Annotated in this window: 22 protein-coding genes and 1 tRNA gene; 6 read left to right on the forward strand and 17 right to left on the reverse strand. The window is 66.3% G+C overall.

What is annotated here, in order from left to right:
- Positions 1-11 precede the first annotated feature (11 nt).
- The 6 genes from KVT37_RS16795 to KVT37_RS16820 all read right to left on the reverse strand — a co-directional run bounded on the left by KVT37_RS16795 (position 12) and on the right by KVT37_RS16820 (position 6937).
- A complete protein-coding gene (locus KVT37_RS16795) occupies positions 12-836 on the reverse strand; it encodes an ATP-binding cassette domain-containing protein (protein ID WP_217575000.1) in 825 nt (274 codons plus the stop codon).
- Positions 829-1707 carry an ABC transporter ATP-binding protein gene (locus KVT37_RS16800; RefSeq protein WP_217575002.1) on the reverse strand — a complete coding sequence of 293 codons (879 nt, stop codon included), beginning with the start codon at positions 1705-1707 and terminating at the stop codon, positions 829-831. The genes KVT37_RS16795 and KVT37_RS16800 overlap by 8 nt, the downstream gene beginning before the upstream one ends.
- Positions 1704-2552: an ABC transporter permease gene (locus KVT37_RS16805; protein WP_217575004.1), complete on the reverse strand. Its 849-nt coding sequence runs from the start codon at positions 2550-2552 to the stop codon at positions 1704-1706. The genes KVT37_RS16800 and KVT37_RS16805 overlap by 4 nt, the downstream gene beginning before the upstream one ends.
- On the reverse strand, positions 2545-3552 hold the full coding sequence (locus tag KVT37_RS16810) for an ABC transporter permease (protein ID WP_217575006.1): 1008 nt from the start codon (positions 3550-3552) through the stop codon (positions 2545-2547). Before KVT37_RS16810 ends, KVT37_RS16805 begins: the two co-directional genes overlap by 8 nt.
- A 188-nt stretch (positions 3553-3740) precedes the next feature.
- The gene (locus KVT37_RS16815) at positions 3741-5270 is read right to left on the reverse strand and encodes an ABC transporter substrate-binding protein (protein ID WP_217575008.1); all 1530 of its coding nucleotides are present in this window, start codon (positions 5268-5270) and stop codon (positions 3741-3743) included.
- Between the two features lie 92 nt (positions 5271-5362).
- Positions 5363-6937 (reverse strand): NAD(P)/FAD-dependent oxidoreductase, encoded by a 1575-nt coding sequence (locus tag KVT37_RS16820; protein WP_217575010.1) that lies wholly within the window; start codon positions 6935-6937, stop codon positions 5363-5365.
- A 122-nt stretch (positions 6938-7059) separates the two neighbouring features.
- Between KVT37_RS16820 and KVT37_RS16825 the strand changes: the two genes are divergently transcribed.
- Genes KVT37_RS16825 through KVT37_RS16845 form a run of 5 tightly spaced genes read left to right on the forward strand, consistent with a single transcriptional unit; the run spans position 7060 to position 13704 of the window.
- Positions 7060-7851 (forward strand): cyclase family protein, encoded by a 792-nt coding sequence (locus KVT37_RS16825; protein WP_217575012.1) that lies wholly within the window; start codon positions 7060-7062, stop codon positions 7849-7851.
- Positions 7852-7867: 16 nt separating this feature from the next.
- On the forward strand, positions 7868-9439 hold the full coding sequence (locus tag KVT37_RS16830) for an NAD(P)/FAD-dependent oxidoreductase (RefSeq protein ID WP_217575014.1): 1572 nt from the start codon (positions 7868-7870) through the stop codon (positions 9437-9439).
- Entirely contained in the window at positions 9439-9921 is a 483-nt protein-coding gene (locus KVT37_RS16835) for a MarR family winged helix-turn-helix transcriptional regulator (RefSeq protein WP_217575016.1), read from the forward strand. Before KVT37_RS16830 ends, KVT37_RS16835 begins: the two co-directional genes overlap by 1 nt.
- A gap of 56 nt (positions 9922-9977) precedes the next feature.
- Positions 9978-12131 carry an indolepyruvate ferredoxin oxidoreductase subunit alpha gene (locus tag KVT37_RS16840; RefSeq protein ID WP_217575018.1) on the forward strand — a complete coding sequence of 718 codons (2154 nt, stop codon included), beginning with the start codon at positions 9978-9980 and terminating at the stop codon, positions 12129-12131.
- Positions 12124-13704, forward strand: a complete 1581-nt coding sequence (locus KVT37_RS16845; RefSeq protein ID WP_217575020.1) for an indolepyruvate oxidoreductase subunit beta family protein — start codon at positions 12124-12126, stop codon at positions 13702-13704. Before KVT37_RS16840 ends, KVT37_RS16845 begins: the two co-directional genes overlap by 8 nt.
- 23 nt (positions 13705-13727) lie before the next feature.
- Here the strand turns inward: KVT37_RS16845 and KVT37_RS16850 are convergent, their stop codons facing one another.
- From KVT37_RS16850 to KVT37_RS16895, 10 genes are all read right to left on the reverse strand, one after another.
- On the reverse strand, positions 13728-14174 hold the full coding sequence (locus KVT37_RS16850) for a pyridoxamine 5'-phosphate oxidase family protein (RefSeq protein ID WP_217575028.1): 447 nt from the start codon (positions 14172-14174) through the stop codon (positions 13728-13730).
- Positions 14175-15106: 932 nt separating this feature from the next.
- Positions 15107-16345 (reverse strand): DUF1501 domain-containing protein, encoded by a 1239-nt coding sequence (locus KVT37_RS16855; protein ID WP_217575030.1) that lies wholly within the window; start codon positions 16343-16345, stop codon positions 15107-15109.
- A gap of 81 nt (positions 16346-16426) precedes the next feature.
- Positions 16427-17887: a DUF1800 family protein gene (locus KVT37_RS16860; RefSeq protein WP_217575032.1), complete on the reverse strand. Its 1461-nt coding sequence runs from the start codon at positions 17885-17887 to the stop codon at positions 16427-16429.
- Between the two features lie 97 nt (positions 17888-17984).
- Complete coding sequence (locus KVT37_RS16865; RefSeq protein WP_217575034.1) at positions 17985-18266, reverse strand: hypothetical protein; 282 nt, start codon at positions 18264-18266, stop codon at positions 17985-17987.
- A gap of 108 nt (positions 18267-18374) precedes the next feature.
- Positions 18375-18809 (reverse strand): periplasmic heavy metal sensor, encoded by a 435-nt coding sequence (locus KVT37_RS16870; RefSeq protein WP_217575036.1) that lies wholly within the window; start codon positions 18807-18809, stop codon positions 18375-18377.
- A complete protein-coding gene (locus KVT37_RS16875; protein WP_217575038.1) occupies positions 18806-19255 on the reverse strand; it encodes a hypothetical protein in 450 nt (149 codons plus the stop codon). Before KVT37_RS16875 ends, KVT37_RS16870 begins: the two co-directional genes overlap by 4 nt.
- Before the next feature lie 74 nt (positions 19256-19329).
- Entirely contained in the window at positions 19330-19872 is a 543-nt protein-coding gene (locus KVT37_RS16880) for an RNA polymerase sigma factor (protein ID WP_217575040.1), read from the reverse strand.
- A 45-nt stretch (positions 19873-19917) separates the two neighbouring features.
- Positions 19918-20355: an EF-hand domain-containing protein gene (locus tag KVT37_RS16885; RefSeq protein WP_217575042.1), complete on the reverse strand. Its 438-nt coding sequence runs from the start codon at positions 20353-20355 to the stop codon at positions 19918-19920.
- 147 nt (positions 20356-20502) lie between these two features.
- Complete coding sequence (locus tag KVT37_RS16890; RefSeq protein ID WP_217575044.1) at positions 20503-20691, reverse strand: YodC family protein; 189 nt, start codon at positions 20689-20691, stop codon at positions 20503-20505.
- 105 nt (positions 20692-20796) lie between these two features.
- A tRNA-Thr gene (locus KVT37_RS16895) sits at positions 20797-20872 on the reverse strand.
- A gap of 340 nt (positions 20873-21212) precedes the next feature.
- Here KVT37_RS16895 and KVT37_RS16900 point away from each other — a divergent pair.
- Positions 21213-22409, forward strand: a complete 1197-nt coding sequence (locus KVT37_RS16900) for a hypothetical protein (RefSeq protein WP_217575046.1) — start codon at positions 21213-21215, stop codon at positions 22407-22409.
- Between the two features lie 36 nt (positions 22410-22445).
- Here the strand turns inward: KVT37_RS16900 and KVT37_RS16905 are convergent, their stop codons facing one another.
- Positions 22446-24047, reverse strand: coding sequence for a cisplatin damage response ATP-dependent DNA ligase (locus tag KVT37_RS16905; protein WP_217575048.1), 1602 nt, complete (start codon positions 24045-24047; stop codon positions 22446-22448).
- Positions 24048-24280 lie beyond the last annotated feature (233 nt).

Consider the following 24280-nt stretch of genomic DNA (forward strand, 5'->3'; position numbering starts at 1 on the left):
CGAAACTCACTTCATGCCGGCGCCTTCTGCTGCAGCCAGTCCGCGTCGATCTCGGGGAGTGGAATGGCGGCGAGCAGATCGCGCGTGTAGGTCTCCTGCGGATTGTCGAACAGCGCGTCCGTGGCGCTGGCCTCGACGATCCTTCCCTCGCGCATGACGATGACCCGTTGGCAGAGCCGCCGGATCACCGACAGATCGTGGCTGATGAAGGCCACCGTCAGCCCCATCTCGGCTGCGAGCTTCTCCAGCAGCGTCAGGATCTGTGCCTGCGTCGAGACGTCGAGGCCGGAGACGATCTCGTCGGCCAGCACGAATTTCGGCGACAGCGCCAAGGCCCGCGCGATACCGACGCGCTGCCGCTGCCCGCCCGACAGTTCGTGCCGATAGCGGCTGGCGAAAGTCTGCGGCAGGCCGACGCGCTGCAGGGCTTCAGCTACGCGTTCCTTAAGCCTGTCGCCCAGGCCGTTCTGCCTGAGCGGCGCGGCAATGATGTTGAAGATCGTGTGCCGTGGGTTGAGCGACGACATCGGATCCTGGAAAATCATCTGCAGGTTGCGTCGCAGCGGTCTGAGCTCGGCTTCCGAAAGATGGCTGATGTCGCGCCCTTCGAAGCTGATCGCGCCGGCGCTCGGCTCGAGCAGACGCACCAGCGCCCGGCCGAGCGTCGACTTGCCGGAGCCGGACTCGCCGACGATGCCCGTGACTGAGCCCTTGGGCAGGTCGAAGTCGAGACCTTTCAGGATTTCCGCCAGCGGCGCCCGGCCGATCAGCGGCTTGCGCGTCATATCGGGCAGCGCCACCTTCAGCCCGCGCACGGAAAACAGCGGCTCAGCCATGGCCGGGCCTCCAGTCCTGATCGGCCGCCGCGATCTCGGCAGACAACCCTGCAAGCACGGCCTCGTCGACCGGCTTCAGCGAAGCATAGGGATCGGTATAGCGCGGTGTCGCCGCGATCAGCGCCCGCGTGTAGGGATGTTGGGGAGCGTCGAAGAGCTGGGTGGTCTCGGCCTCCTCCACCACCTTGCCGGCATAGAGCACCGACACTTTCTGGCTGATCTTGGCGACGACGCCGAGATCGTGAGTGACGAACAGGATCGCGGTGCCGTGGTCGCGCTGCAGCTGCGCGATCAGCCGCAGGATCTGCTTCTGCACGGTGACGTCCAGCGCCGTCGTCGGCTCGTCGGCGACGATCAGCCTCGGTTCCGCCGCGAAGGCCGCCGCGATCAGCACCCGCTGGCGCATGCCGCCGGAGAGCTCATGCGGATAGCTCTTCAGCACCCGTTCGGGGTCGCGGATCTGCACCTCGTCGAGCAACTGGCGGATGCGTGTGTCGGCCCTCTCGCCGCTCCAGCCGAGGATGCGCACCAGCCGATCGGTCATCTGCGCGCCGATGCGGCGCGACGGGTTGAGCGCGGTCAGCGGATCCTGCGGGATCAGCGCCGTGCGTGCGCCGATCAAGGTCCGGCGTGCCTTGGCATCAAGTCGGCCGAGGTCCTCGCCCTCGATCAGCATCTCGCCTTCGACGATACGCACGCTTTTCGGCAGCACGCCGAGCACCGCCTTGCCGATCATCGTCTTGCCGGCGCCGCTTTCGCCGACCAGCGCGCGCACCTCGCCCGGCTGGACAGTGAGCGAGACGGAGCGCAGCACGCGCTGGCCGTTGGGCAGCACGGCGCTCAAGCCGCGGATGTCGAGACACGCGCTCATCGCAGCACCGGATCGAAGCGCGCCTTCAGCGCCTCGCCGAACTGGCTGAAGGAGAGCACGGTGAGGATCAGCGTGATCAGCGGGAACACCAGCACCCACCAGGCCTGATGGATCGACAGCCGGCCCTCGGCGATGATGCTGCCCCAGGTCGGATCGTCGGTCGAGATCGACAGATTGACGAAGGACAGGATCGCCTCGACGATCACGGCGATGCCCATCTCGAGCGACAAAAGCGCCACCACCGAAGGAAGCACATTGGGCAGCACCTCGCGCAACATGATGCCGATACGACCGTAGCCGGCGATGCGCGCGCTCTCGACATAGTCCATGCGCGCCTGGCTCATGGCTTCGGCGCGGATCACCCGGCAGAAGCGCGTCCAGTCGATGATCGCGATGGCGAGGATGACGGAGCTGAGCCCCGTGCCCAGCACCGCAACTAGGAGGATCGCGAACAGCACCGGCGGGAACGCCATCCAGACATCGACGACACGCGAGATGATGCGGTCGGCCCAGCCGCCGAAATAGCCGGCGATCAGCCCGAGCGCCGACCCGAGCAGGCAGGCGGACGTCGCCGCCGCGAAGGCAACGATGAAGGCGATGCGGCCGCCGAAGATCAGCCGCGACAACAGATCGCGTCCCAGGCTATCGGTGCCCAACCAATAGCCGGGCTCGGCGCCGTCCAGCCAGAAAGGCGGCAGCCGCTCAAGCATCAGGTCCTGCGCCAGCGGATCCTGCGGCGCGACGAGCGGCGCGAAGATGGCCGCGAGCAAGGCAATCAGCAGCCAGCCGCCGGCCAGCCACAGCCTCGGGCTCAGGCCACCTCGCGAGATGCGGGCGTCATCCATGGCGCAGCCTCGGATTGAGCAGCGCATACATCATGTCGACGGCAAGGTTGATCAGCACGAAGAGCAGCGCGAACACCAGCACGATGCCCTGGATCAGCGGCAGGTCGCGGTTGATGACGGCATCGATCGCCATGTTGCCGAGGCCTTCATAGGAAAACAGCCGCTCGACGATGACGGTGCCGCCGATGAGGAAAGTGAACTGCACCCCGACCAGCGTCAGCGTCGGCAAGGCCGCGTTCTTCAGCGCCTCGCGCAGGATCACCTGCGTCTCCGAAAAACCTTTGACCCGCGCCAGCACCACATAGTCGAGGTCGAGCACCTCCTTCAGCGACTGTTTGAGCAATTGGGCGATGATCGCCGCCAGCGGCAGCGCCAGGGCCACGGCCGGCATCAGCATATGCTTGAGCAGGTCCCAGGTGAGGTCGAAGCGCAGCCTGAGCAAGCTCTCGACCAGATAGAACTGGGTGACGAAGGGCAGGTCGAGCTCCGGCGACACCCGGCCGGAAATGTCGAAGACAGGCACCAGAACGCCGAACAAAAGGATCAGCACCAGGCCCCACAGGAAGTCGGGGATGGAGAGCGTCGCGCCGCTGGCGATGTCGATGCCGGCTTCGAGCGCCGTGCCGCGCGAGCGCGCGCCGACGATCGCGGCGGTGGCGCCGAGCGCGATCGCCATGAGCAGCGCCACGGTCGCCAGCTCCAGCGTCGCCGGTAGCCGGTTGAAGACGAGACCGAGCACATCCTGGCGCAGCGAGATCGAGGTGCCGAAATCGCCATGCAGCACGCCGCCGAGCCAGATGAAGAATTGCTGCACGATGGTCTTGTCGAGCCCATAGAGCGCGCGCAGCCGCGCGATGTCGTCGTCGCTGGCCCCGGGCGGCAGCATCATGGCGATCGGGTCGCCGGGCGCCACGCGGATGACGACGAAGACGACGATGGCGACGCCGAAAAGCGTCACCAGCATCGTCAACAGACGAACGAGGAATCTCTGCAGCAGCATGCGTGCGTAATCACTCTAACGAACTCCCCCTCATCCGGCCGCTTCGCGGCCTCTTCTCCCCGGTGGGGAGAAGAGGCTGGCTCAGCCGTCGGCGACCTCTTCTCCCTTGGGGGAGAAGGTGGCCCGAAGGGCCGGATGAGGGGGCTGCGTCGTTGAAGGAGACACGCTACCGCGCCTCCTCATCTCGATCAGGCAGCCGGGGTCATCAGCGCCGGCAGCAGCGCGCCGGACACATGCTGCACGACATTGACCTTCTTCGAATGCACGATCGGCTGCGCATACTGCATCAGCGGCAGCACATAGGCCTGCTCGGCGATGTATTTGTCGACGGCCTTCCAGCCGGCGATGCGCTTGGCCTCGTCCTTCTCGCCCCACAGCGGGTTAATCATGTCGACAAGGTCCTTGCTGTCCCACACCGAATGCGGGCTCGGGCCATACATGGCGAAACCGGTCGAGGTGGTGGGGTCGCCGATGGAATTGCCCCAATTGTAGAAGGCGGCCGGCGCCAGCTTGTCGGCGGCGCGCAGCTCGTAATGCTTGGCGATCTCATAGACCTCGATATTGGCCTCTATGCCGACCTTGCGCCACATGCCGACGATCGCCTGGATCATCTCATAGTCCTTAGGCTTGAAGCCCTTGGTGGTCTGGATGGTGAACTTGACCGGCTTCTTGGTCGAATAGCCGGAAGCGGCGAGCAGTTCCTTGGCCTTTTCGGGATTATGCTCGACCTTGATCGAGGGATCGAAGGCCGTGTATTCCGGCGTCTCCAGCGTCGCGATCGGCTGGCCGTAGCCGCGCAGCAGGCGCTTGACCAGGAGCTCCTTGTCCACCGCCATCACGGCCGCCTGGCGGACATTCTTGTCCAGCATCGCCTCGATGTCGTTGAAGAAGATCATGCCGATGTCGGAGACGTTCTTGATCGAGCCGGCGAGTCCCTTCTTGGCGATCAGCCGGTCATATTCCTCATAGGGGATTTCGAGCGTCACCTGCGAGGAGCCGGATTCGATCTCGGCGACGCGGCTCGCCGCGTCGGTGACGAACTTGATCGTCACATTCTCGAAGGCGGGCTTGGCGCCCCAGTAGTTCGGATTGGCCTTCAGCCGCAGGAAGGCGTTGCGCTCGAATTTGTCGACCATATACGGGCCGGTGCCGATCGGGGCCTTCTCGAAACCTTCGGCGCCGACCTTCTCGTAATAGGCCTTGGGCAGGAAGTAGCCGGTCAAAAACGACATCCATTTGAAATAGACCGGGTCGAACTGCACGACGTCGCCGGTGATCTTGTTGCCGTCGATCTTGAAGTTGTTGACGTTCTTCCAGACGAACTGGATCGGGTTGCCGGTCTTCTCGTCGCCGGCGCGTGTCAGCGACCACACCACGTCTTCCGGCGTGAAGGGCGAGCCGTCATGCCATTTGACGCCCTCGCGCACCGTCATCGTCACCTTGGTGCGGTCCTCGTTCCAGCCCCATTCGGTGAGCAGGCCCGGCGTGAAGGAGAGGTCCGGCTTCTGGCCGATGATCTGGTCGAACACCGACTGGTAGAGGCCCTGGATGGTCGGGTTGACGGCCGAGGGGCCGGTCGTTGGATCCCAGGAGGGCAAATTGACGTTGTAGGCGATGGTGAGCTCGTCCGCCGCTTTTGCTGCTTTCGGCAGACCGAGCGTGGCCGCGCCGATCGCGGCGGCGCCATATCCAAGCAAGTCACGTCTGTTGATGGTCATGGTCGTTCCCCTTGTTGGTTGTCATTTGTCCGCGCGGCGTTTTTTCATTCGCTAGGTCTGGTGGGCAACCGCGCCTTGTCCATCCCGGAATTCTAATTCCCTCCCAGCTGTTGGGCGAGCATGAAGCCTGAGCCTGCGCCCGTTCCGGCGCCCGGCCAAGTCGCGGCGCCGGTGAGGTAGAGATTGGCGAGCGGCGTGTTCCAGCGCGCGAAGCCGCGCGCCGGACGGAACAGGAAGTTCTGCGACAGGTGATGGCTGCCGCAGATCTGGTCGCCGCCGACGAGGTTCGGGTTTTCGCGCTCGAGGTCGAGCGGCGAGAAAACCGCGTGGCCAAGTATCTTGCTGCGCAAACCCGGCGCGTAGCTCTCGATGATGTCGAGCACACGTTCGGCGTAGGCGTCCTTGACCGCATCCCAATGCGCGGGCGCGAGCGTGCCGGCCGCATCGCCGAGGATCTCAGCCGGCAGCATGCGCACCTGCACCCACAGAACATGCTTGCCCGCCGGCGCGCGCGAGGGATCGACCGCCGTCGGCTGGCCGACGACCAGCACCGGCTGGTCGGGCAGCAGGCCGGCGATCGCCTGCTGGTAGGTGCGCGACATGGCGTCGAGCGAGGGCGCCAGATGCACATAGGCGAACTGGCGAAGCTCGGCGCCGGCGCTCCAGTCGGGTAAATCGTCCAGCGCCAGATGGATCATCATCGTGCCCGGTGCATGGCGAAATTTCTTCATCGCCGCGTCGAAGCCGGCGTCGCCGGAGCCATTGGGCAGCAGCTTGCCCGGCAAGGCTTTCGGTGCGACACCGGCAATGACGGCCTTGCGCGCGACATGGGTTTCGTCGGACGCCAGCCGCACCCCGCTCGCCTTGCTGCCGGTGACCATGATCCCGGTGACGTCCGCGCCCGTCGTGATCTGGCCGCCGGCCGCCGTCACCATGCCGGCCAGGGCGCGGATGATGGTGTCGGCGCCGCCCTTGCCCAGCACCATGCCGAAACTCTGGTTGGCCATCGATTCCAGATAGGGGAACACCGCACCCCCGGCGATGTCGGGCGCGAAGTCGAGATGCATGCCCCAGGCGGCGAGCGTCGTGCGCACATGCGGCGTCTCGAAATTCTCCTCAAGCCATGCGCGCGGCGAGGAGAAAAGCAGCCGACCCGTATCCAGCGCGCCGGCAAGGCCCTTCTTGCGCCACAGGTTCCAGCCCGTGCCGGCCAGTGCCCTTGCGCTCATCGGCGATCCGAGCAGCCGGAAAAGATGCTCGGCCTCGCCGGGGAAGGCGCCCACCAGCCGGCGCCATGTGGCGGCATCGGCCGCCGAGAAGGCTGCCAGCCGCGAGGCGGTCTTTTCGAGGTCGTTGCTGACGCCGAACCATTTCCCGTCTGGAAAGGCACTGGCGAAACAGTCGGCCACCGGCGCGAAGTCCAGACCGTGGCTTTTCAATTCATTTGCATATTTCCGGTGGAACGCGGAGCCGGCGAACAGGCTCAGATTCATCGCGCCGAAATCATGCCGGAAGCCGGGAAGCGTGTATTCGCCGGTTTGCACGGCGCCGCCGATCGTCTGGCTGCGCTCGAAAACTGCTATTTTCCAGCCTTTGAGCGCCAGATGCGCGGCGCATGCCAGACTGTTGTGGCCCGCCCCGACAAAGATGGCGTCGAACTCGCTCACGCCCCGCCCCGAAAATGCTTTATGCTTAAAGATAATTGCAGATGCATATGTTTTCGTCTAGTAGGTATGTTAAGGGCCGCGACGAGCCTTGATGATCACCAGATAAGAGGGAACGAAAGACCATGGACACGCAAAAACTCCTCGGCGAGGTCGCCGGCCAGCTGCTTTCGGGCGGCATCAAGGTGGTCGATTTGTCGGCGCCGCTCGGCCCCAACACGCCGCTGATCAAGCTGCCGCCGGAACTCGCCGTCGACACGCCGAAGGTCGAGATCCACGCGATCTCCAAATATGACAAGAACGGTCCCTGGTGGGCCTGGAACTGGCTGAAGCTCGGCGAGCATTCGGGCACGCATTTCGACGCGCCGCAGCACTGGATCACCGGCAAGGACTATCCGGACGGCGCTACCGACACCATTCCGGCGCAGAATTTCGTCGGCCCGGTCAACGTCATCGATTGCTCAGCGGAATCCGCCGCCGATCACGATTTCCTGCTCACCGTCGACCACATCAAGGCCTGGGAAGCCAAGCACGGCGCCATCAATCCCGGCGAATGGGTGGTGATGCGCACCGACTGGTACAAGCGCAACGGCTCCGAAGCCGAGTTCCTCAACGCCAATGAGACCGGCCCGCACACGCCGGGCCCAACGGCGGAAGCCATCCAGTTCCTGATCAGCAAGGACATCAAGGGCTGGGGCTCGGAGACCATCGGCACCGACGCCGGCAAGGCCGGCGGCATGGAGCCGCCGTTCCCGGCGCACACGCTGATGCATAAGGCCAACCGCTATGGGCTGGCCAGCCTCTGCAATCTCGACCAGTTGCCGCCGAAAGGCGCGATCCTGATCGCGGCACCGCTCAAGATCGAGCACGGCACCGGCAGCCCGATCCGCGCGCTGGCGCTGGTGCCGCGGGGTTAAAGCCAAGGCCACGACGATGACCGCCCCCGATCACATCATCGTCGGCAGCGGCATCAACGCCCTGGTATGCGCTGCGATGCTTGGCGCCAAGGGCGCCAAGGTGCTGGTGCTCGAGCGCAACGATCGCATCGGCGGTTGCATGCGCACCGAGGAGATCACCGCGCCAGGCTTCGTCCACGACGTGATGGCGACGACCTTCGTGCTGTTCATCACCTCGCCGGCCTTTGCAGCGCTTGGCAAGGACCTTGCGCGGCACGGGCTGGAGTTCTGCCACACGGCGACGCCCACCGGCGTGCTCAGGCCCGACGGCAGCCATGCCGTGCTCACCACCGACCGCGCCGCCAACATCGTGTCGCTCAACCAGATCGCGCCCAATGACGGCGACCGCCATGGCGGCGATGTCGGCGACATCGAGCGCAACGCCGGGCTGTTGTTCGGCCTGCTCGGCGGCGCGCTCTGGTCTTACCCGACGACCAGGCTCATGGCCGGCGAGGCCTGGCGGCGCGGCCCGCGCAACCTCGCCGCCTTCATGGGCGAGGCGCTGGTGCCGGCGCGCGGCTGGCTGGAAACGACCTACACCTCCGATACGGTGCGCGCGCTCTGGGCGCCGTGGGTGCTGCATGCCGGGCTCGGGCCGGAAGACGCGTTCTCCGGCCAGATCGCCAAGGTCATCGCCTTCGCGCTGGAGGCCGCCGGCGCGCCGATCGTCAAGGGCGGCGCCAGGAACCTGCTTGCCGCCTTCGAGGGCCTGATCAGGGAGCGCGGCGGCGAAATCCGCGTCAACGCCGATGTCGCTGGGATCGTCCAGACTGGTGGCCGCGCCTCCGGCGTCCGGCTCGCGTCCGGCGAAACGGTGAGCGCCGCCAAGAACGTCATCTGCTCGGCCACGCCGACGCAGCTCTATGGCCGCCTGCTCGGCAAGGAGGCGCCGGAGGCAGCCACCAAGGCCACGCAGTCCTATCGCTACGGCAAGGGCAACTTCCAGATCCACTACGCGCTGAACAAGCCGCCGGCCTGGCGTGGCGCGGGCCTCGACAAGGTGGCGCTGCTGCATTTGACGCCGGGATTGGACGGTGTGTCGAAAGCCTGCAACGAAGCAGTGCGCGGCCTGCTGCCCGAGGTGCCGACCATCTGCGTCGGCCAGCCGCATGCGCTCGACCCGTCGCGCTGTCCGGAAGGCAAGGCGATCCTGTGGCTGCAACTGCCGGAGGCGCCGCGCCACATCAAGGGCGATGCGGCCGGCAAGCTTGAGGCTCAGGCCGACGGAAGCTGGAGCGAGACGCTGCGCGAGGCCTATGCCGACCGCGCCGAGGCGATCCTCGCCAACCACATCGAGGGTTTTCGCGAGACCATCATTGCGCGCCGCGCCTACTCGCCCGCCGATCTCGAAGCGATGAACATCAACCTGGTCGGCGGCGATCCCTATGGCGGCTCTTCGACCATCGACCAGTCCTTCCTGTGGCGGCCGTTCAAGGCCAGCCGCAACCACGAGACCGGGATCAAGGGCCTCTATCACATCGGCGCCTCGACCCATCCGGGCGCCGGCCTTGGCGGCGGCTCCGGCTTCCTTTTGGCGGGGAAGCTGTGATGGAACAGAAGCTCGCCGAAAAGCGCCAGCGCATCTCGACCCTCGGCCAGATCGGGCTGCAGCAGTTCGCGCCCTATCTGATGAACCGCATCATGGGCCGCTACAACGCCACTTTGCGCGAGGATTTCCGCAAGCAGGGCCTGACCATCCCGCAGGTGCGCACATTGGCGGTGCTCTCTGTCACCGACGGCGTCACCATCAACGACCTCTCGGTCTATACGGTCATCGAACAGTCGACGCTCAGCCGCACGCTCGACACGCTGGAAGGCCAGGGCCTGGTGCGGCGCGAGCAGGGCGTGACCGACAGCCGCTTCCGCCATGTGTTCCTGACTGATGATGGGCGCGCTCTGTTCACGCGCGCCTGGCCGGCCATGCATGACGCCTTCGAGGCGATGTTCGACGATGTCGACGATGCCGAATACGCGGCGCTGATCGCGACGCTGCAGAAAATGCTGAAGAACATTCGCAAGCACGAAATCTAGAGGTACGCGCCGCCTCCCCCAAGGCAACGGGAAGGCGGCAACGGAAGGAGGCAGAGATGGCCGAACGGTCTTTTGCCAAGGAAGTCGAAAAGCTGAGGCTGGGCGCCGGCGAGGAATTCGCGGGCGAGGGTATCCTCGCCATCACCAAGGCGCTGCTGCAATGCGGCGTCGGCTATGTCGGCGGCTACCAGGGCGCGCCGATCAGCCATCTGATGGACGTGCTGGCCGACGCGCAGGACATCCTCGGCGAGCTCGGCGTGCATTTCGAGGCGAGCGCTTCCGAAGCGACCGCCACCGCCATGCTTGCCGCCTCCGTGCACTATCCGATCCGCGGCGCCGCCACCTTCAAGTCGACGGTCGGCACCAATGTCGCTTCCGATGCGCTCGCCAATCTCGCGTCCGGCGGCGTCACCGGCGGCGCGCTGATCATCGTCGGCGAGGACTATGGCGAGGGCTCCTCGATCATGCAGGAGCGCAGCCATGCCTTCGCCATGAAGAGCCAGGTCTGGCTGCTCGACCCGCGCCCGAACCTGCCCTCGATCGTCAAGGCGGTCGAGGACGGCTTCGAACTGTCGGAGGTGTCGAACACGCCGGTGATGCTGCAGGTGCGCATCCGCTGCTGCCACGTCCACGGACATTTCATCGCCAAGGACAACAAGCGCCCGCCAATGTCGGTCGCCGATGCGCTGTCGGCGCCGCGCCGCGACACCGGCCGCATCGTCCTGCCGCCCGCCTCCTTCCTGCATGAGAAGGAGAAGGTCGCCAAGCGCTGGCCGGCGGCGGTCGATTTCATCAAGAGTCGCAAGATCAACGAGATGTTCGGGCCGGACCATGGCTCGGTCGGCATCGTCATGCAGGGCGGCATGTACAATTCCGTCATCCGTGCGCTGCAGCGGCTCGGCCTCGCCGACACCTATGGCGACACCGACGTGCCTCTCTATGTGCTGAACGCCGTCTACCCGCTGGTCGACGACGAGTTCCTCACCTTCTGCGAAGGCAAGCAGGCGGTGCTGGTCGTCGAGGAAGGCCAGCCCAATTACATCGAGCAGGCCTTTGCCGCGATGCTGCACAAGGCCGGCCGCGGCACCAGGCTGGTCGGCAAGGAGCATCTGCCGATGGCCGGCGAATATACCGGCCAGGTGATGCTCGACGGCATCGGCTCCTTCCTGCGCGCCAACGCTCCGCATCTGCTGCCGGGCGAAGTACGCGCCCCGAACAAAACGGGCGAGGGTGTCGATACGGCCGACCTCATCAATGTCGTTCCTGGACGTCCGCCGGGCTTCTGCATCGGCTGTCCGGAGCGGCCGATCTTCGCGGCCACAAAGCTGGTCGAGCAGGAGCTCGGCAAACACCACATCGCCTCCGACATCGGCTGCCACCTGTTCTCGATCATGCCGCCCTTCGAGCTCGGCGCCACCACCATGGGCTATGGGCTTGGCCCGGCCTCGGCCTCCGCCTTCAATTCGCCCGATGCAAAACGCCGCTCGATCTCCTTCGTCGGCGACGGTGGCTTCTGGCACAACGGCCTGACCTCCTCGATCGGCAACGCCGTCTTCAACAAGAATGACGGCGTCATCGTCATCGTCGACAATTTCTACTCGGCCGCGACCGGAGGGCAGGACATATTGTCCTCGCGCGCCCCGAACCGGACAAAGTCGACGAAACATCCGATCACCGAGGCGGTGAAGGGCATGGGCGTCAAATGGCTGCGCCACATCGACCGCACCTATGATGTCGGCAAGATGCAAGCCACCTTGCGCGAGGCGCTGACGACAGAGGAGAAGGGGCCGAAGGTCATCGTGGCCTCGTCCGAATGCATGCTCAACCGCCAGCGCCGCGAGAAGCCGCTGGTCGACAAGGCGATCAAGGGCGGCGAGCGCGTGGTGAAGCCGAAATTCGGCGTCGACGAGGACATCTGCACCGGCGACCACGCCTGCATGCGGCTTTCCGGTTGCCCGTCGCTGTCGGTGAAGTCGCTCGACGATCCGCTGCGCGACGATCCGGTGGCCTCGATCGACCAGAATTGCGTCGGCTGCGGCAATTGCGGCGAGGTGGCGGATGCCGCCGTGCTCTGCCCGTCCTTCTACCGCGCCGATGTCGTGCACAATCCCGGCCGCTGGGATCGGTTTCTCGAAAGCGCGCGCCGCGCGGTCATCGGCCTGCTGCAGCGTCGCCGCGAGCGCCGCCGCTTGATGTTCGCCGATGCTTGACCCCAGCGCAGCGCTGCGCCCGAAGACGGGCGCTTCTGACGACGAGCGGGTGATAAAACTCGCCGTGCTCGCCGTTGGCGGCCAGGGCGGCGGCGTGCTCGCCGACTGGATCACCGACGTCGCCGAGCGCAGCGGCTACATCGCCCAGTCGACGTCGGTCGCCGGCGTCGCCCAGCGCACCGGCGCCACGATCTACTATATCGAGATGGCCCGCGACACCGGCCGGCTGCCGGTCTTCGCGCTGTCGCCCTCGCAGGGCGACGTCGACATCCTGATCGCCGCCGAGCTGATGGAAGCCGGCCGGGCCATCATCCGCGGCTTCGTCACGCCCGAGCGCACGACGCTGATCACCTCTTCGCACCGCATCGCCGCGGTTTCGGAAAAGATCGAGCCGGGCGACGGCCGCGCCTCGTCGGAAAAGGTGCATGCGACGGCGCAAGCGGCGGCAAAGCGCTTCATCGCCTTCGACATGGAGAAGATCGCCGCCGACAACGGCACCATGATCTCGGCCAGCCTGCTCGGCGCGCTGGCCGGCTCGGACGCGCTGCCGTTCCCGCGCGAAAACTACGAGCAGGCGATCGGCGCCGCCGGCCGTGGCGTCAAGGCAAGCCTCGCCGCCTTTGGCGCTGCTTGCGACCGCGCGCGCGGCATTGCCGCACCGGCAGCGGACAAGGCAGCAGTGAAACCTGCTGCCCCCGAAACCAAGCCTGCGAAGGTCAGCGGTCCCGAAACATTGTTGAAAGGCTGGCGCGAGCTCGCCGCCCGCGTCGCGGCATTGCCGGAGCCGGTACGCGACATGGCCGAACGTGGCTTGAAAAAGGTCGTCGACTACCAGGACATCGCCTATGGCGACGAATATCTCGACCGGCTGGACAAGGCTGTAGCGCTCGACAACGCGGAGCGCGGTTATGCGCTGTCGATCGCGGCGGCAAAGCATCTCGCCAACGCCATGTGCTATGACGACATGATCCGCGTCGCCGATCTGAAGACGCGCTCGACGCGCGACAAGCGGGTGCGCAAGGAGGTCGGCGTCAAGGAAGGTTCGGTCCTGCAGGTCACAGAATATTTCCATCCGCGCATCGAGGAGTTCTGCGGCACGCTGCCCGCGGGGCTCGGCAGCTATATCGAGGAGAGGCCGAAGCTCGCCGCCTTCCTCGACCGCCGCATCAATCGCGGCCGCCACATCCGCACCGACAGTTTCACCGGTTTTTCGATGCTCTGGTTCATCGGCGGCCTGCGCCGCTGGCGCCGCGCTCTGCTGCGCCACAGGATAGAGGTCGAGCATCTGGAGCGTTGGTATGAACTGGCGCTCAGCCATGTGCCGCAGAACTACGCGCTTGCCACCGAAATCCTGAACTGCCGCCGCCTGATTAAGGGCTACAGCGACACCCATGCCCGCGCCCAGTCGAAGTTCGACCGCGTGCTCTCGGCGCTGCCCATGCTGACGGGCCGCGACGATGCCGCCGACTGGATCCGCCGCCTGCGCGAGGCCGCGCTGAAGGACGAGAAGGGCGACATGCTGGATGGCGCGCTGAAGACCGTGGCGACGCTGGGCGATAGCCCGGCTTTGTAACGACTTGCTGCCGCAGACGCTGGCTATCCAGTAGCTTCCCGCCCAGAGACCTGCTCGACGAGGATCCGGAAAAAGACATGCGGCAGGCTGTCCGACACGGGAGGCGTGACGGGCTTGAGCGCGCCGGGCTCCCACCAGTCCGCGTGCTTGCTCAACACCGCCCATGCATGGTCGCGCTGGACCTTGTGGCCGACCCGGTCCGGCAGTTCCTCATAGCGCCCCTCGACGATTACGCTTCGCCATCCGCGCCCTTGCGTGTGGTCTTGCACCTGCGCGCACACCAGGGGATTTTCCCGCATCCAGTCGATCTTCTTGCCGAGCAGGGAGAAGCCGTAGAGGTGACTGTCGGCATAGGCGTAGTTGAACGGCACGACATAGGGTTGTCCGTCCTTCGCGCATGCCAGATGTCCAGTGCGGTTGGCCGCCAGCATCTTCGTGCATTCCAGGTTCGAGAGCGTGCGGATCATCATCGGTGTGATCACCTGTTTCAGCGGGCCTTGACGATCTCCGTCGGTCGCTTCTCATCGATCCTAGTGCGGGACGCGTCCATGCTCATTGATATGGATCAATTCGATATGGCGCCGAGGGCCTGCTGGACCGACCCGCCGCGGATCGAAACAGTCAGCCGGCGCTGCCGCGAACCGATCTAACGAACATGTGATCCATCCCGCTCCGACGGATTTCGCCCCAACACTCCGTTTCACGGAGGTAGGGACGAATTACGGAGAGAGAACGTATGTTTACAAAATACTTGCTGCCCATTGCCTTGGCGGCCGGCACCTTGATGCTGTCCGCCGCGAGCTCCGAGGCTATGCCTCTGGCCAAGCCGAGTGCCTCATCGCTGCCCATCGAAACAGTCGGCTGGCGCTGCGGTCCCGGCTGGCACATGAACCACTGGGGCAGATGCGTACCGAACGGTCGCCGGTTCATCCGGCCAGTGCATGTTCGCCACTGGCACCCCGGCTTCTGGTATCACGGCCGCTGGCATCCCGGCTTTTGGAGCTGATGATCGCGCTCGGATCGCCATCGACGCCCGCGCTGGCAACGGCGCGGGCGTTTTTTGCTGAGGTCCTAACAGCGGCGAAGCTCGGTCATCCGCGTCCGTAACTTAAGAGCGTCGCGGCCGTGGAGAGGCTATGAGACGTCGGCGGGACAGCGCCCCCCTCTGTCCTGCCGGACATCTCCCCCACAAGGGGGGAGATCAGCCGTCACGCCTGCTTTCGCCAATCTCATACGTCGTAGAATTGAGCGGAGCGCCGAAGCTGCCAATCTCCCCCCAAGTGGGGGAGATGTCCGGCAGGACAGAGGGGGCGCGAAGGATCGCGACCGATCTCATCTTGCACTGCTCCGTCCGAGGACGAATTGACAGGCGCTTGGCGCCCTCCACCGAGGGAGCGAAGACTTACACCACCAGATCCCGCATCGGCTTCACCGCCGCCGACTCCGGAAACACCCTGTCGCCGAGCACTGCAGTGGAAAGCCCGAACTGATCCGCCAGCAGGCCCTTCAGCACCGCGCGCACGTCGCTGGTCGGCGCCAGGTCGCGCTGTTCGTAGAGCTGCGCCGGCTTCAGTCCCGGCCAGTCGGCGATCACGCGGCCGCCCTTGACCGCGCCGCCGGCGAGCAGCACCACCGTCCCGGTGCCGTGGTCGGTGCCGACCGTGCCGTTGATACGCGCCGTGCGGCCGAACTCGGTGATCGCCACGATTGCCGTGTCCTTCCAGCGCGCGCCCAGCCCTTTCTCGAATTCCTCGAAGGCGCCGTCGAGGCCGCCAAGCAGGTTGGCGAGCCGGCCGGTGGCACCGCCTTCGTTGACATGGGTGTCCCAGCCGTCGAAGGCGAGCGCGGCGATGCGTGGTCCGTCATCGGCCGCCATCAGTCTCGCCGCGCCATGCGCCGACTGCCGCATGCCGGCGGCATTGTCGAGGCCGCCCTTCGGCTTCATCGTCTTGCCGTCGAGCTGATCGCCCTTTGCCATCCGGTCGGCGTCGAGACCCTTCTGCAGGGCTGCCGCCAGCACCGGATCGCGATGGTTGTAGAGGTCGAGCACACGCTCGGCGAGCGCATCGCCGGGCGTCGGCAGAGCCTGCGGCGCCCAGCCGAGCACCGGCGCGGCGCCGCGGATCACCAGCGGCGTCGAAGGCCCGACCGCGAGCCCGCCCGCCTTGGCGATCCTGTCGCCCGCCGGCAGGTTGGCCAAAGCCCGGTTAAGCCAGCCGGTGGTCGCGTTGCCGGGACCGGGCAGGCCGCTTTCCAGCACGTCCTGGCCGTCGAAATGCGAACGGTCGCGATAGCCCGTCGCGGCCGCATGCACGACCGCCGCCTGGCCCGCCTTGAACAGGCGCGCAAACACCGGCATGGCCGGGTTGACGGCGAAGAAACCGTCGAGCGGCAATGCCGGGTTGGCGCCTGAGAGCGAAAGCGCGATATCGCCGTGCAGGCCGGCATAGTCCGGGTCGCCGACCGGTCCGACCGTCGACAGCCCGTCCAGCGCGCCGCGCAGCACGATGACGATCAGGCGCGGGTCGCGGTTGTCGGCCGCGCGGGCAAAGCGCGGCAGATAGGCCCAGGCGAACAGCGCGCCGCCGGTCATCAGCACCGCGCGGCGGGACAGGCTAGGGGTTTCGCAAAGAAGGCTCATGGCCGCATCTCCACTAACTCTTTGTTTTTACGCAATTCCGGACGAAAAACCGCTGCGCACTTTTCCTGGAATTGCTCCAGCTCACCGCCGTTGGAACTCAGGCGCCATCAACAGCAGCGCCAGGCCCTGCTGCTTGGACTCGGCGCGCGAAATCGCCTGCTTGGTCTCGGCGGAGACGGATGTGCCGATCAGCGACGCCAGCATCTCGTTCGGATCGCCGATGTCGTTCGCTTGCTTCGCGGCTTGCCAGGCAATGTCCAGCCGCGTCTTGAGGCCCTCGGCCGAAGTCCATGCATCCGTCTGGTCGGAAAAGCCGTTCGGCCCCGGCGGCTGCCACAGCGGTTCGCCGAGCACGTTCAGCCAGCGAAGCGACCGTTGCGGTTCGTTGCCGGCGGTAGCGCCGACCGCGCGCCGCAGCGCGACGACATAATCCAGGGGCGAGCGCAGCTTCGTGAGTGGCGTCGACCAGGTTTCGGGCATGTCGATCAGCGTCAAGGCGATCGAGCGGAGGTCGCCGTCGGTTTTGGTGAAGACCGCGGCCAGGCGCTCGACAGCCGCGGGCGTCGGGTCGTCGGCGATGAAATGGCGGGCAAGCTTGACGGCGATGTGCCGCGCGGTGGCCGGATGACGGGCTATGTCGTTGAGGGCGGCCTCCGCCTGGCCCATGCCGCCGCCTGGATAGGTCCTACCGAGCAGCATCGCCTCGCCGGGCTGATGCGTGTTGGCGTTGAAGACGAACGTTCCCGGCTCTCCGAGCCGCCCCTCGCGGCCCGCCATCGTCCAGCCGGTCAGCATGCCGGCGAAACTGGTGACGTCGGCTTGGGCATAGCCGCTGCCGACGCCCAGCGTATGCAGTTCCAGGATCTCGCGGGCGAGATTCTCGTTGAGGCCGCGGCCGCGCCTTTTGCCGGCGCGCGAGTCCGGCCCGATCGACTGCTGGTTGTCGAGATAGAACAGCATCGCCGGATGATGCTCGACCGTGAGCAGCATGTCGGCGAAGCGGCCGAGCACGAAGGGGCGGATCGCCTCGCGCTCGAAGGCGCCGGCGCTGGCCCGCACCACCGGCGCCTTGGCGACGGAAACGCAGAAATGGTTCGACCAGAAGCCGACCAGCCGCTCAACGAAACCGGGTGTCGCGGCGAGCGCCTTGTCGAAACGGGCCCGCGCTTCGTCGCGATAGATATCGGCCTCGACGCGCGGCACCGCGGATTTGGCTTTTGCATCGGCCGGGCCGGCCGGATCAGCCGCCGCCGTCGGCTGCATGGCGGCAGCCGCCTTCTCGTCCCGCGCCGTCTTGCGCTCCATGACTGCCGCCATGCTGGCCTGGATCGCCGCGGTGCTGTCCAGCAACCCGGCATTCTGCGGATCGTCGGGAGGGATGAGCGCGATGTCCTGCTGCTTGAGCTCGGCCTTGAGGTAGCCGCGCGGATCGGCGGCGATCTTGCCGAGCTCGTCGCCCGGTCTCGCGCCGAGGCCGAAGCGGTTGAGCGCGACCAGGGCTTTGTCCGGCGGTACGGGATTTGAAACCGGTGCGGCCAACATAGCCTCCGTCCGAAGCCGACCATTTGGGCCGGTATATTCCAGGGATCGCAAGGGCGCTCATGACGCCGGCCGCAGCACCGGCGTCATGAGCGGGCCGTCACCAGCGGCGCCAGTGGTGCCAGCGGTGGTACGGGTGCCAGACCGGGCCGATATAGACGCGCGGTCCGTAATAATAACCGGGATAGATCACGCGGCGGTTGGGGACGCAGCGGCCCCAATAGTTGGGATGCCAGCCCGGACCGCAGCCCCAGGCGACATGCTCGACCAGTGCCGGCGCCGGCGCAACCGGTGCAAGCGGCATCGCCGAGGCGGCGCTTGCCACGGCCGTCCCGCCAAGGGCGAGTGCCGCCGCGAGCGAATATTTCGTCAGACTGTTCATGGGGTACTCCCGAAAGTTTCGAGTTGAAGAGAACCTGCCGGCATCAACTGACGTCAGGCCTGTCCCTCTTTCCCTTGAACGGCGCGTGCCCGCCCTTTCCGTCGCTGCCTATGGTGATTTTTTTGCAGGCCTGCCGGCGCGCCGCAGCAGGGCATCCGCCAGCAACTGACGATCTTCGGGCGAGCTCGACGCGGCGAATTCGATGATGCGCTGTTCCAGCCGCGTGCGGATGGTGACGTCGGCATTGCGCGCCCGCTCCAGCGCGGCGGCAAGCGCGTTGCTGTCGAGGGTCGGCTGTTGCAGCAGGCTGGCCGCCTCGCGCCGCGCCGCCTGTCCGTCGAGGATGACGTCGCGGGACTCGCGGCGCACCTCGCGCAGCGCCTGGCGGAAGGCTTTGCGGTCGGCGACGGGCAGCCGGCCGCCGGCCGATTCCAGCGAAAAGCCCGGGTTGGATTTGCCGATCAGCCAGCCGGCGCCGCCGGCGAGCGCGCCGATCAGAAAGACATTGAGCACCAGGGATGCCGCGACAAGACGGGGGTTCATAGGTCCTCCTCGGTCTGGTCGGCATCGGGACCGGCATCGCCGAACGACGTCGCATTGGCATCCATGACATAATGGTCGGACTGGATGTCCGGATTGACCACGGTGACCAGCGCCAGCCCGGCCACGGCGCCGGCGAGCCCGACGCCGGCAAGCCCGAAGCCCAGCCACCAGAACCGCCGGCGGCGCACCTGTCGGACCTCGGTGGCGGCCCTGGCGACGATCGCGCCGTAAAGCGTGGGGCTCGGTGCCTCGACGCGCTGCCGGTCGAGCAGCGCATCCAACCTGCCGGCGCGCCGCAGGATGGCGTGGCCCTCCTCGGTCTCGGCGAACCGCACCGCCGCGGCCTGCTCGGCCCGCGGCCAGCGGTGCAAGGCGCTGCCATAGGCGTCCGCCAGCGCGGCGAACCGCGCGGCATCCATCGGCCCTGCCGTCGTCTTCTCAGCCATTTCGTTCCCCCTTCCACCGTCTTGACGTGGCCCCCCACGTCCTCATCCGCGAAGCCGGCAATTCCCTTGCTGTCTCAGTCATCGCCGTCGTCTCCCACGAGCATCGCCTGCAAGGCGCGGCGGCCCCGCGCGAGCAGGCTTTCCAGAGCATCGACGCTGACCTGCATGGCGCTGGCGGCCTCGATGTTGGACAGGTCCTGATAATACACCAGCACGATCGCCTCGCGCTGGCGCGGCGCGATGCGCTGCAGCGCCTGGCCGACCCGTCGCTCTTCGTCGCCCGGCATTGCGTCGGGAAGCGGTGTCTCATCGGCCACCTCCGGCAGCTCGTCCGTTACCCATTCGCGCCGGCGCCGCAGCCGGTCGTAGCAAAGGTTGAGTGCCACCCGGTGCACCCAGGTGTCGAAACGCGTGCCTTTCTGGCGCCAGCCCGCGGCGTGGCGCCAGATCCGCACGAAGGTCTCCTGGGCGACGTCCTCGGCCTCCGCCGCGTCGCCCAGCATCCGCCTGGCCAGCGCCAGCACGCGCGGCAGCTTGCGCGCCACCATCGCCTGCACGGCGGCGGGGTCGCCGGCGCCGATGCGCCGTACCAGTTCCTCGTCCGGATCGGCGCCCATCAACCAGGGCGCTCGCGGCTGTTATTATGCGGCATAGCCTCTTGGTCATTGCTCCTCGTTGGGAGCAGATTTGTGGCCCGGCCTCTCGTCGTCGCTGAGCACGCCATCGCCGTTCTTGTCGAGCTTGGCGAAGCGTTTGGCGAGGAAAGCGTCGAGCTCGCCCTTGTCGACGAAACCGTCCTTGTTGGTGTCCAGGCGCGCGAAGGATTTGGCCGGATCGCCCTTGGCCTTGCGCGCGGTCTGGAAAGCCGTCCATTCGGCGAGGCTGACCTTGCCGTCATTGTCCGTGTCGGCCCGCATGAAGGCCCTTTCCCGCCGCGTCTCGAACTTCTCCAGCGTCAGGCCGGACTTGGCGGCAGAGGGAACCGAAGTGCTTGGTGCCGCCGGCGCCGGCGCGGGGGGAGGGGTCGGCGCCGTCGTCTGGGCGACCGCGACCGCGGTCTGCAAGCCAAGGGCAACGACGAATAGGGTGGGGCGGATCATGCTCTCGTCTCCGGTTGGGCGCAGCCATTGGCGGCCACGCTTCAGCCGTTAAACGCGAGGCAGAGCAAAATCCGTCGGTGGCTTACCGACACGATCGAAGCCATCTCCGGCGAGGCCGGACGGTGCCGCTTTCGGCAGGCGCAAAACCTATTTCGGTTGATCGACCACCACCAGCTGATCCGGCTTGAAGCCGGCATGCTGCGGGATCCAGACGTCGCCGTCGCGGTTGAACCAGTGGCACAGATACATGCCCGAGGCCGCGCCGTCGCTGACGGTCATTTGCGGGCCTCCGGATTTCAGCCTGACGACGTCTCCGGTCTTGAAACTATTGGGCATTTCGACCTCCCATGCTGACAAGGGGAGTGTCCCACCAACGGCGATTCCCGACAATAGCCGAGATGCGCCGAGGCGTTGTGCGGAAGCAGGAAATGCAAGGAAAACTGGTGCCGCTTGCGTGACTCGAACACGCGACCCCATCATTACGAATGATGTGCTCTACCAACTGAGCTAAAGCGGCCCGGGAAGCATCGCGCTTCCAGAATGGGCTGCGTGATAGACTCAACCGCTCGCTAATTCAAGATGGGCAGCGGCGAATTCCGGCCCTGAGCTCGGCAATTCCCTCATACGGTTAGCGCGCAAAGGATGCGGCTGAAGCCTGTGGCAGCCTGCAAACCAGCCCGTGAATGGCAACCCGGCGGATGGGTTGTCGTGGCGCCCGCGCGGAAAAATGTTGATTCTTCAACAAAAAATGCCGAAATGGCGTTGAATGCGGCAAGCCAGCCGCTCGCCCGTTGATTGATTGGTCGCCTGCGGCTAACGATCAGGAAACCGGGAGCGGACGCTGAGAGGGAGCTCGCTTGGACGCCATCGAGAAAGCGATCCGCAATGCCTTCGAGAAAGGCAATGCCGAGGACCGGGCGTTCCGCGAGAAGGTCTATCGATCGGCCTTTGCCGCGCTCGACCGCGTCTTGCAGGCCAATCCGAACGTCACCGTCGAGGCCGCCATCAGCCGCCGCAAGGCGGTGCAGGCCAAGATCACCGAGATCGAATCCGAATTCCTGCCGGCCGTCCCCGATGTGACGCTGCCGCCGGAAAACGTGGTGCCGGCCGGCAATGCCGCGGCGGCGCCCGGTGTCGACGCCCCGGTCGCGTCGGCTGCGCCTTCGGTCGACGCGCCGCTGCCGCCGTCGCAAACCGCGTCGTCGCCCTCGATCAGCTTTGACGGTCCGGTTCAGCCCGATGCATCCGACCAGCCACGCTCGCGCGTGCTGCCGCGCGTGCCGGACATCATGCCGGACGAGACGGCGCTTCCCGACGCGCCGTCGCTCGATGATTCGCCAGGCGCCCCGGTCGGCAATGGCGCCCAGGTTACGCCCGACCGCGACGAGCGGCGGATCAGGGGCAGGCGCCTGCCGCTGACCGCGATCTTCGTCGTCGCGACATTGCTCGCGGCCGCCGGCATCGGCCTCTACTTCGCCAAGCAGACCGGGGTCTTCAAGACGGCGGCCGAGCTCAACACCGGCCCGCCCGAACCGACGCCGACGCTGGACGATGAGGACTCCTCGCAGCCGGCCGAACCCGGTTCGCCGCAGAAGCCCGGCCAGGCGGACCAGTCGAAGAACTGGATCAACGTCTTTTCGCCCGCCGATCCGACCCATGTCAGCACGCCCTCCGACGCCAATGCCGAGGTGATGAAGGACGACACCGGTCAATTCCTGCGCATCCGGTCCGGCGCTTCCGGTTCTGCCATTGCCTTCGACGTCGGCCAGGGCGTGCTGGAGAAGCTTGCCGGCAAGCACGCCATGTTCGACATCGTCGCCCGCTCGGAAGAGGGCAAGGAGACGCAGATCTCGATCGACTGCAATTTCGGCGACCTCGGCGATTGCGGCCGCAAGCGTTACGCGGTCGGCCATGAGCGCAACGAATATCTGTTCGACGTGCAGTTCCCCAACAAGCACCCGGGCGCCGCCGGCACCATCGCCGTCAATTCCGACTTCGACCAGAAGGGCAAGTCGGTCGACATCTACGAGATACGTGTTTCGATCGCGGAGTGAGCGCCGCGTTCCGCCACGGACGCCGATGCTGGTCTATTAACGATCCAGCAGCGCCTGCAGCGTCTCGATGCGGTCGGCCTCGGCGGCCGGCTTGTCCCAGCGCAGCCGCGAGATGCGCGGAAAGCGCATCGCGACGCCCGATTTGTGCCGCGTCGAGCGGTTGAGGCCTTCGAAGGCCACCTCCAGCACCAGGCCATTCTTGCGGTCGGCGCGCACCGAGCGCACCGGCCCGAAACGCTCGATCGTGTTGTCGCGGACATATTTGTCGATCTCTCGCAGTTCCTCGTCGGTGAAGCCGAAATAAGCCTTGCCGACCGGCACCAGCTCTTCTGCGCCTTCCGGTCCGGCCCAGACCCCGAACGTGTAGTCGGAGTAGAAGCTCGAACGCTTGCCGTGGCCGCGCTGCGCATACATCAGCACCGCGTCGACCGTATGCGGATCGCGCTTCCACTTGAACCACGGCCCCTTCGGCCGGCCGGCGAGATAGGGCGAATCCCAGCGCTTCAGCATCACCCCTTCGATGATCGGATGCGGCGGTGCCTGGCGCAGCCGCTCCAGCGTCTCCCAATCGGAAAACGCGACCAGCGGCGAAAGGTCGAAGCGGCTGGGGTCGAGCGCCTCGACGAAGGCTTCCAGATGCTTGCGGCGTTCGGCGAAGGGCAGCGCGCGCAAATCCTCGCCATTGATCTGCAGCGCGTCGTAGCAGCGCATGAACGCCGGATATTGCTGCTGGATTTTCGGCGACACGCTCTTGCGGTTCAGCCGTTGCTGCAAATCGGAGAAGGTCCCGGTCGCCTCGCGCGGATCGCCGACCAGCAGTTCGCCGTCGAGCGCCGCTTCGAAAGTCATCGCCGCGGCAAGGTCCGGGAAGGCGCCGGACACGTCGTCGCCGGTGCGCGAATAGAGCCGGCGCACGCCGCCTTCGCAGACCGCCTGCACGCGGATGCCGTCCCACTTCCATTCCGCCGCGTAGTCGGCCGGTTCGAGCTTTTCGAGGTCGCCGTCGTCGACGGCGTTGGAGAGCATCACCGGCCGGAACAGCGCGAGCGCCGCGCTCCTCGGCTTTTCCGCCCGGCCTTCCAGCCAGGCGAACAGCTCGGTGTAGGGCGGCGCCAGCCCGTGCCAGAGTTCCTCGATCTCGGCGACGTCGACCTTGCCGAGATCGGCCAGCGCCTGCTTCGCGAGCCGCGCCGACACGCCGATGCGCAAGCCGCCGGTCACCAGCTTGATGATGGCGAAGCGCGCCGAGATGCTGGCGTCGTCGAGCAGCCGCGCCAGCACCTTCGGCCCGTCGGAGCGGCTTGCCGCCTGCAGCCTGCCGACCACCTCGGCCAGCGTCGGCACGTGATTGGGGATGTGTCCTTGCGGTTGCGGCCAGACCAGCGACACGGTCTCGGCGAGGTCGCCGACATAGTCGTAGGAATAGCCGAACAGCACCGGGTCCATGCGCTCGACCACCAGCGCGCGCAGCATCGCCGGCTTCACCGCGGCGATCGTGAGGTCCCCGGTGATCGCCGCCAGCGCCAGCCCGCGGTCTGGGTCCTCGACGCTGCGGAAATAGTCGGTCAGCAGCGTCAGCTTGCCGTTGCGCGACGGCGTCAGCACGAGGCGGTCGAGGAGCTCGGCGAAGCGGTTCATGATGGTGCGCGCCACGCCAATGGTGAGGGCCGGCGCGAGGCCCCCCTCTCTGGCCTGCCGGCCATCTCCCCCTCAAGGGGGGAGATTGGCAGCTTCAGCGCCGGCGCATTTCTTGTTACGTCGGAGATTAGCGAAAGCCGGCGTGACATCTGATCTCCCCCCTTGAGGGGGAGATGTCCGGCAGGACAGAGAGGGGGGCCGTAGAGCGCCGCGATGGCGATTGGCGAACACTG

Origin of the sequence: Mesorhizobium sp. GbtcB19, assembly GCF_019091085.1 — a bacterium.
Taxonomy (GTDB): Bacteria; Pseudomonadota; Alphaproteobacteria; order Rhizobiales; family Rhizobiaceae; genus Mesorhizobium.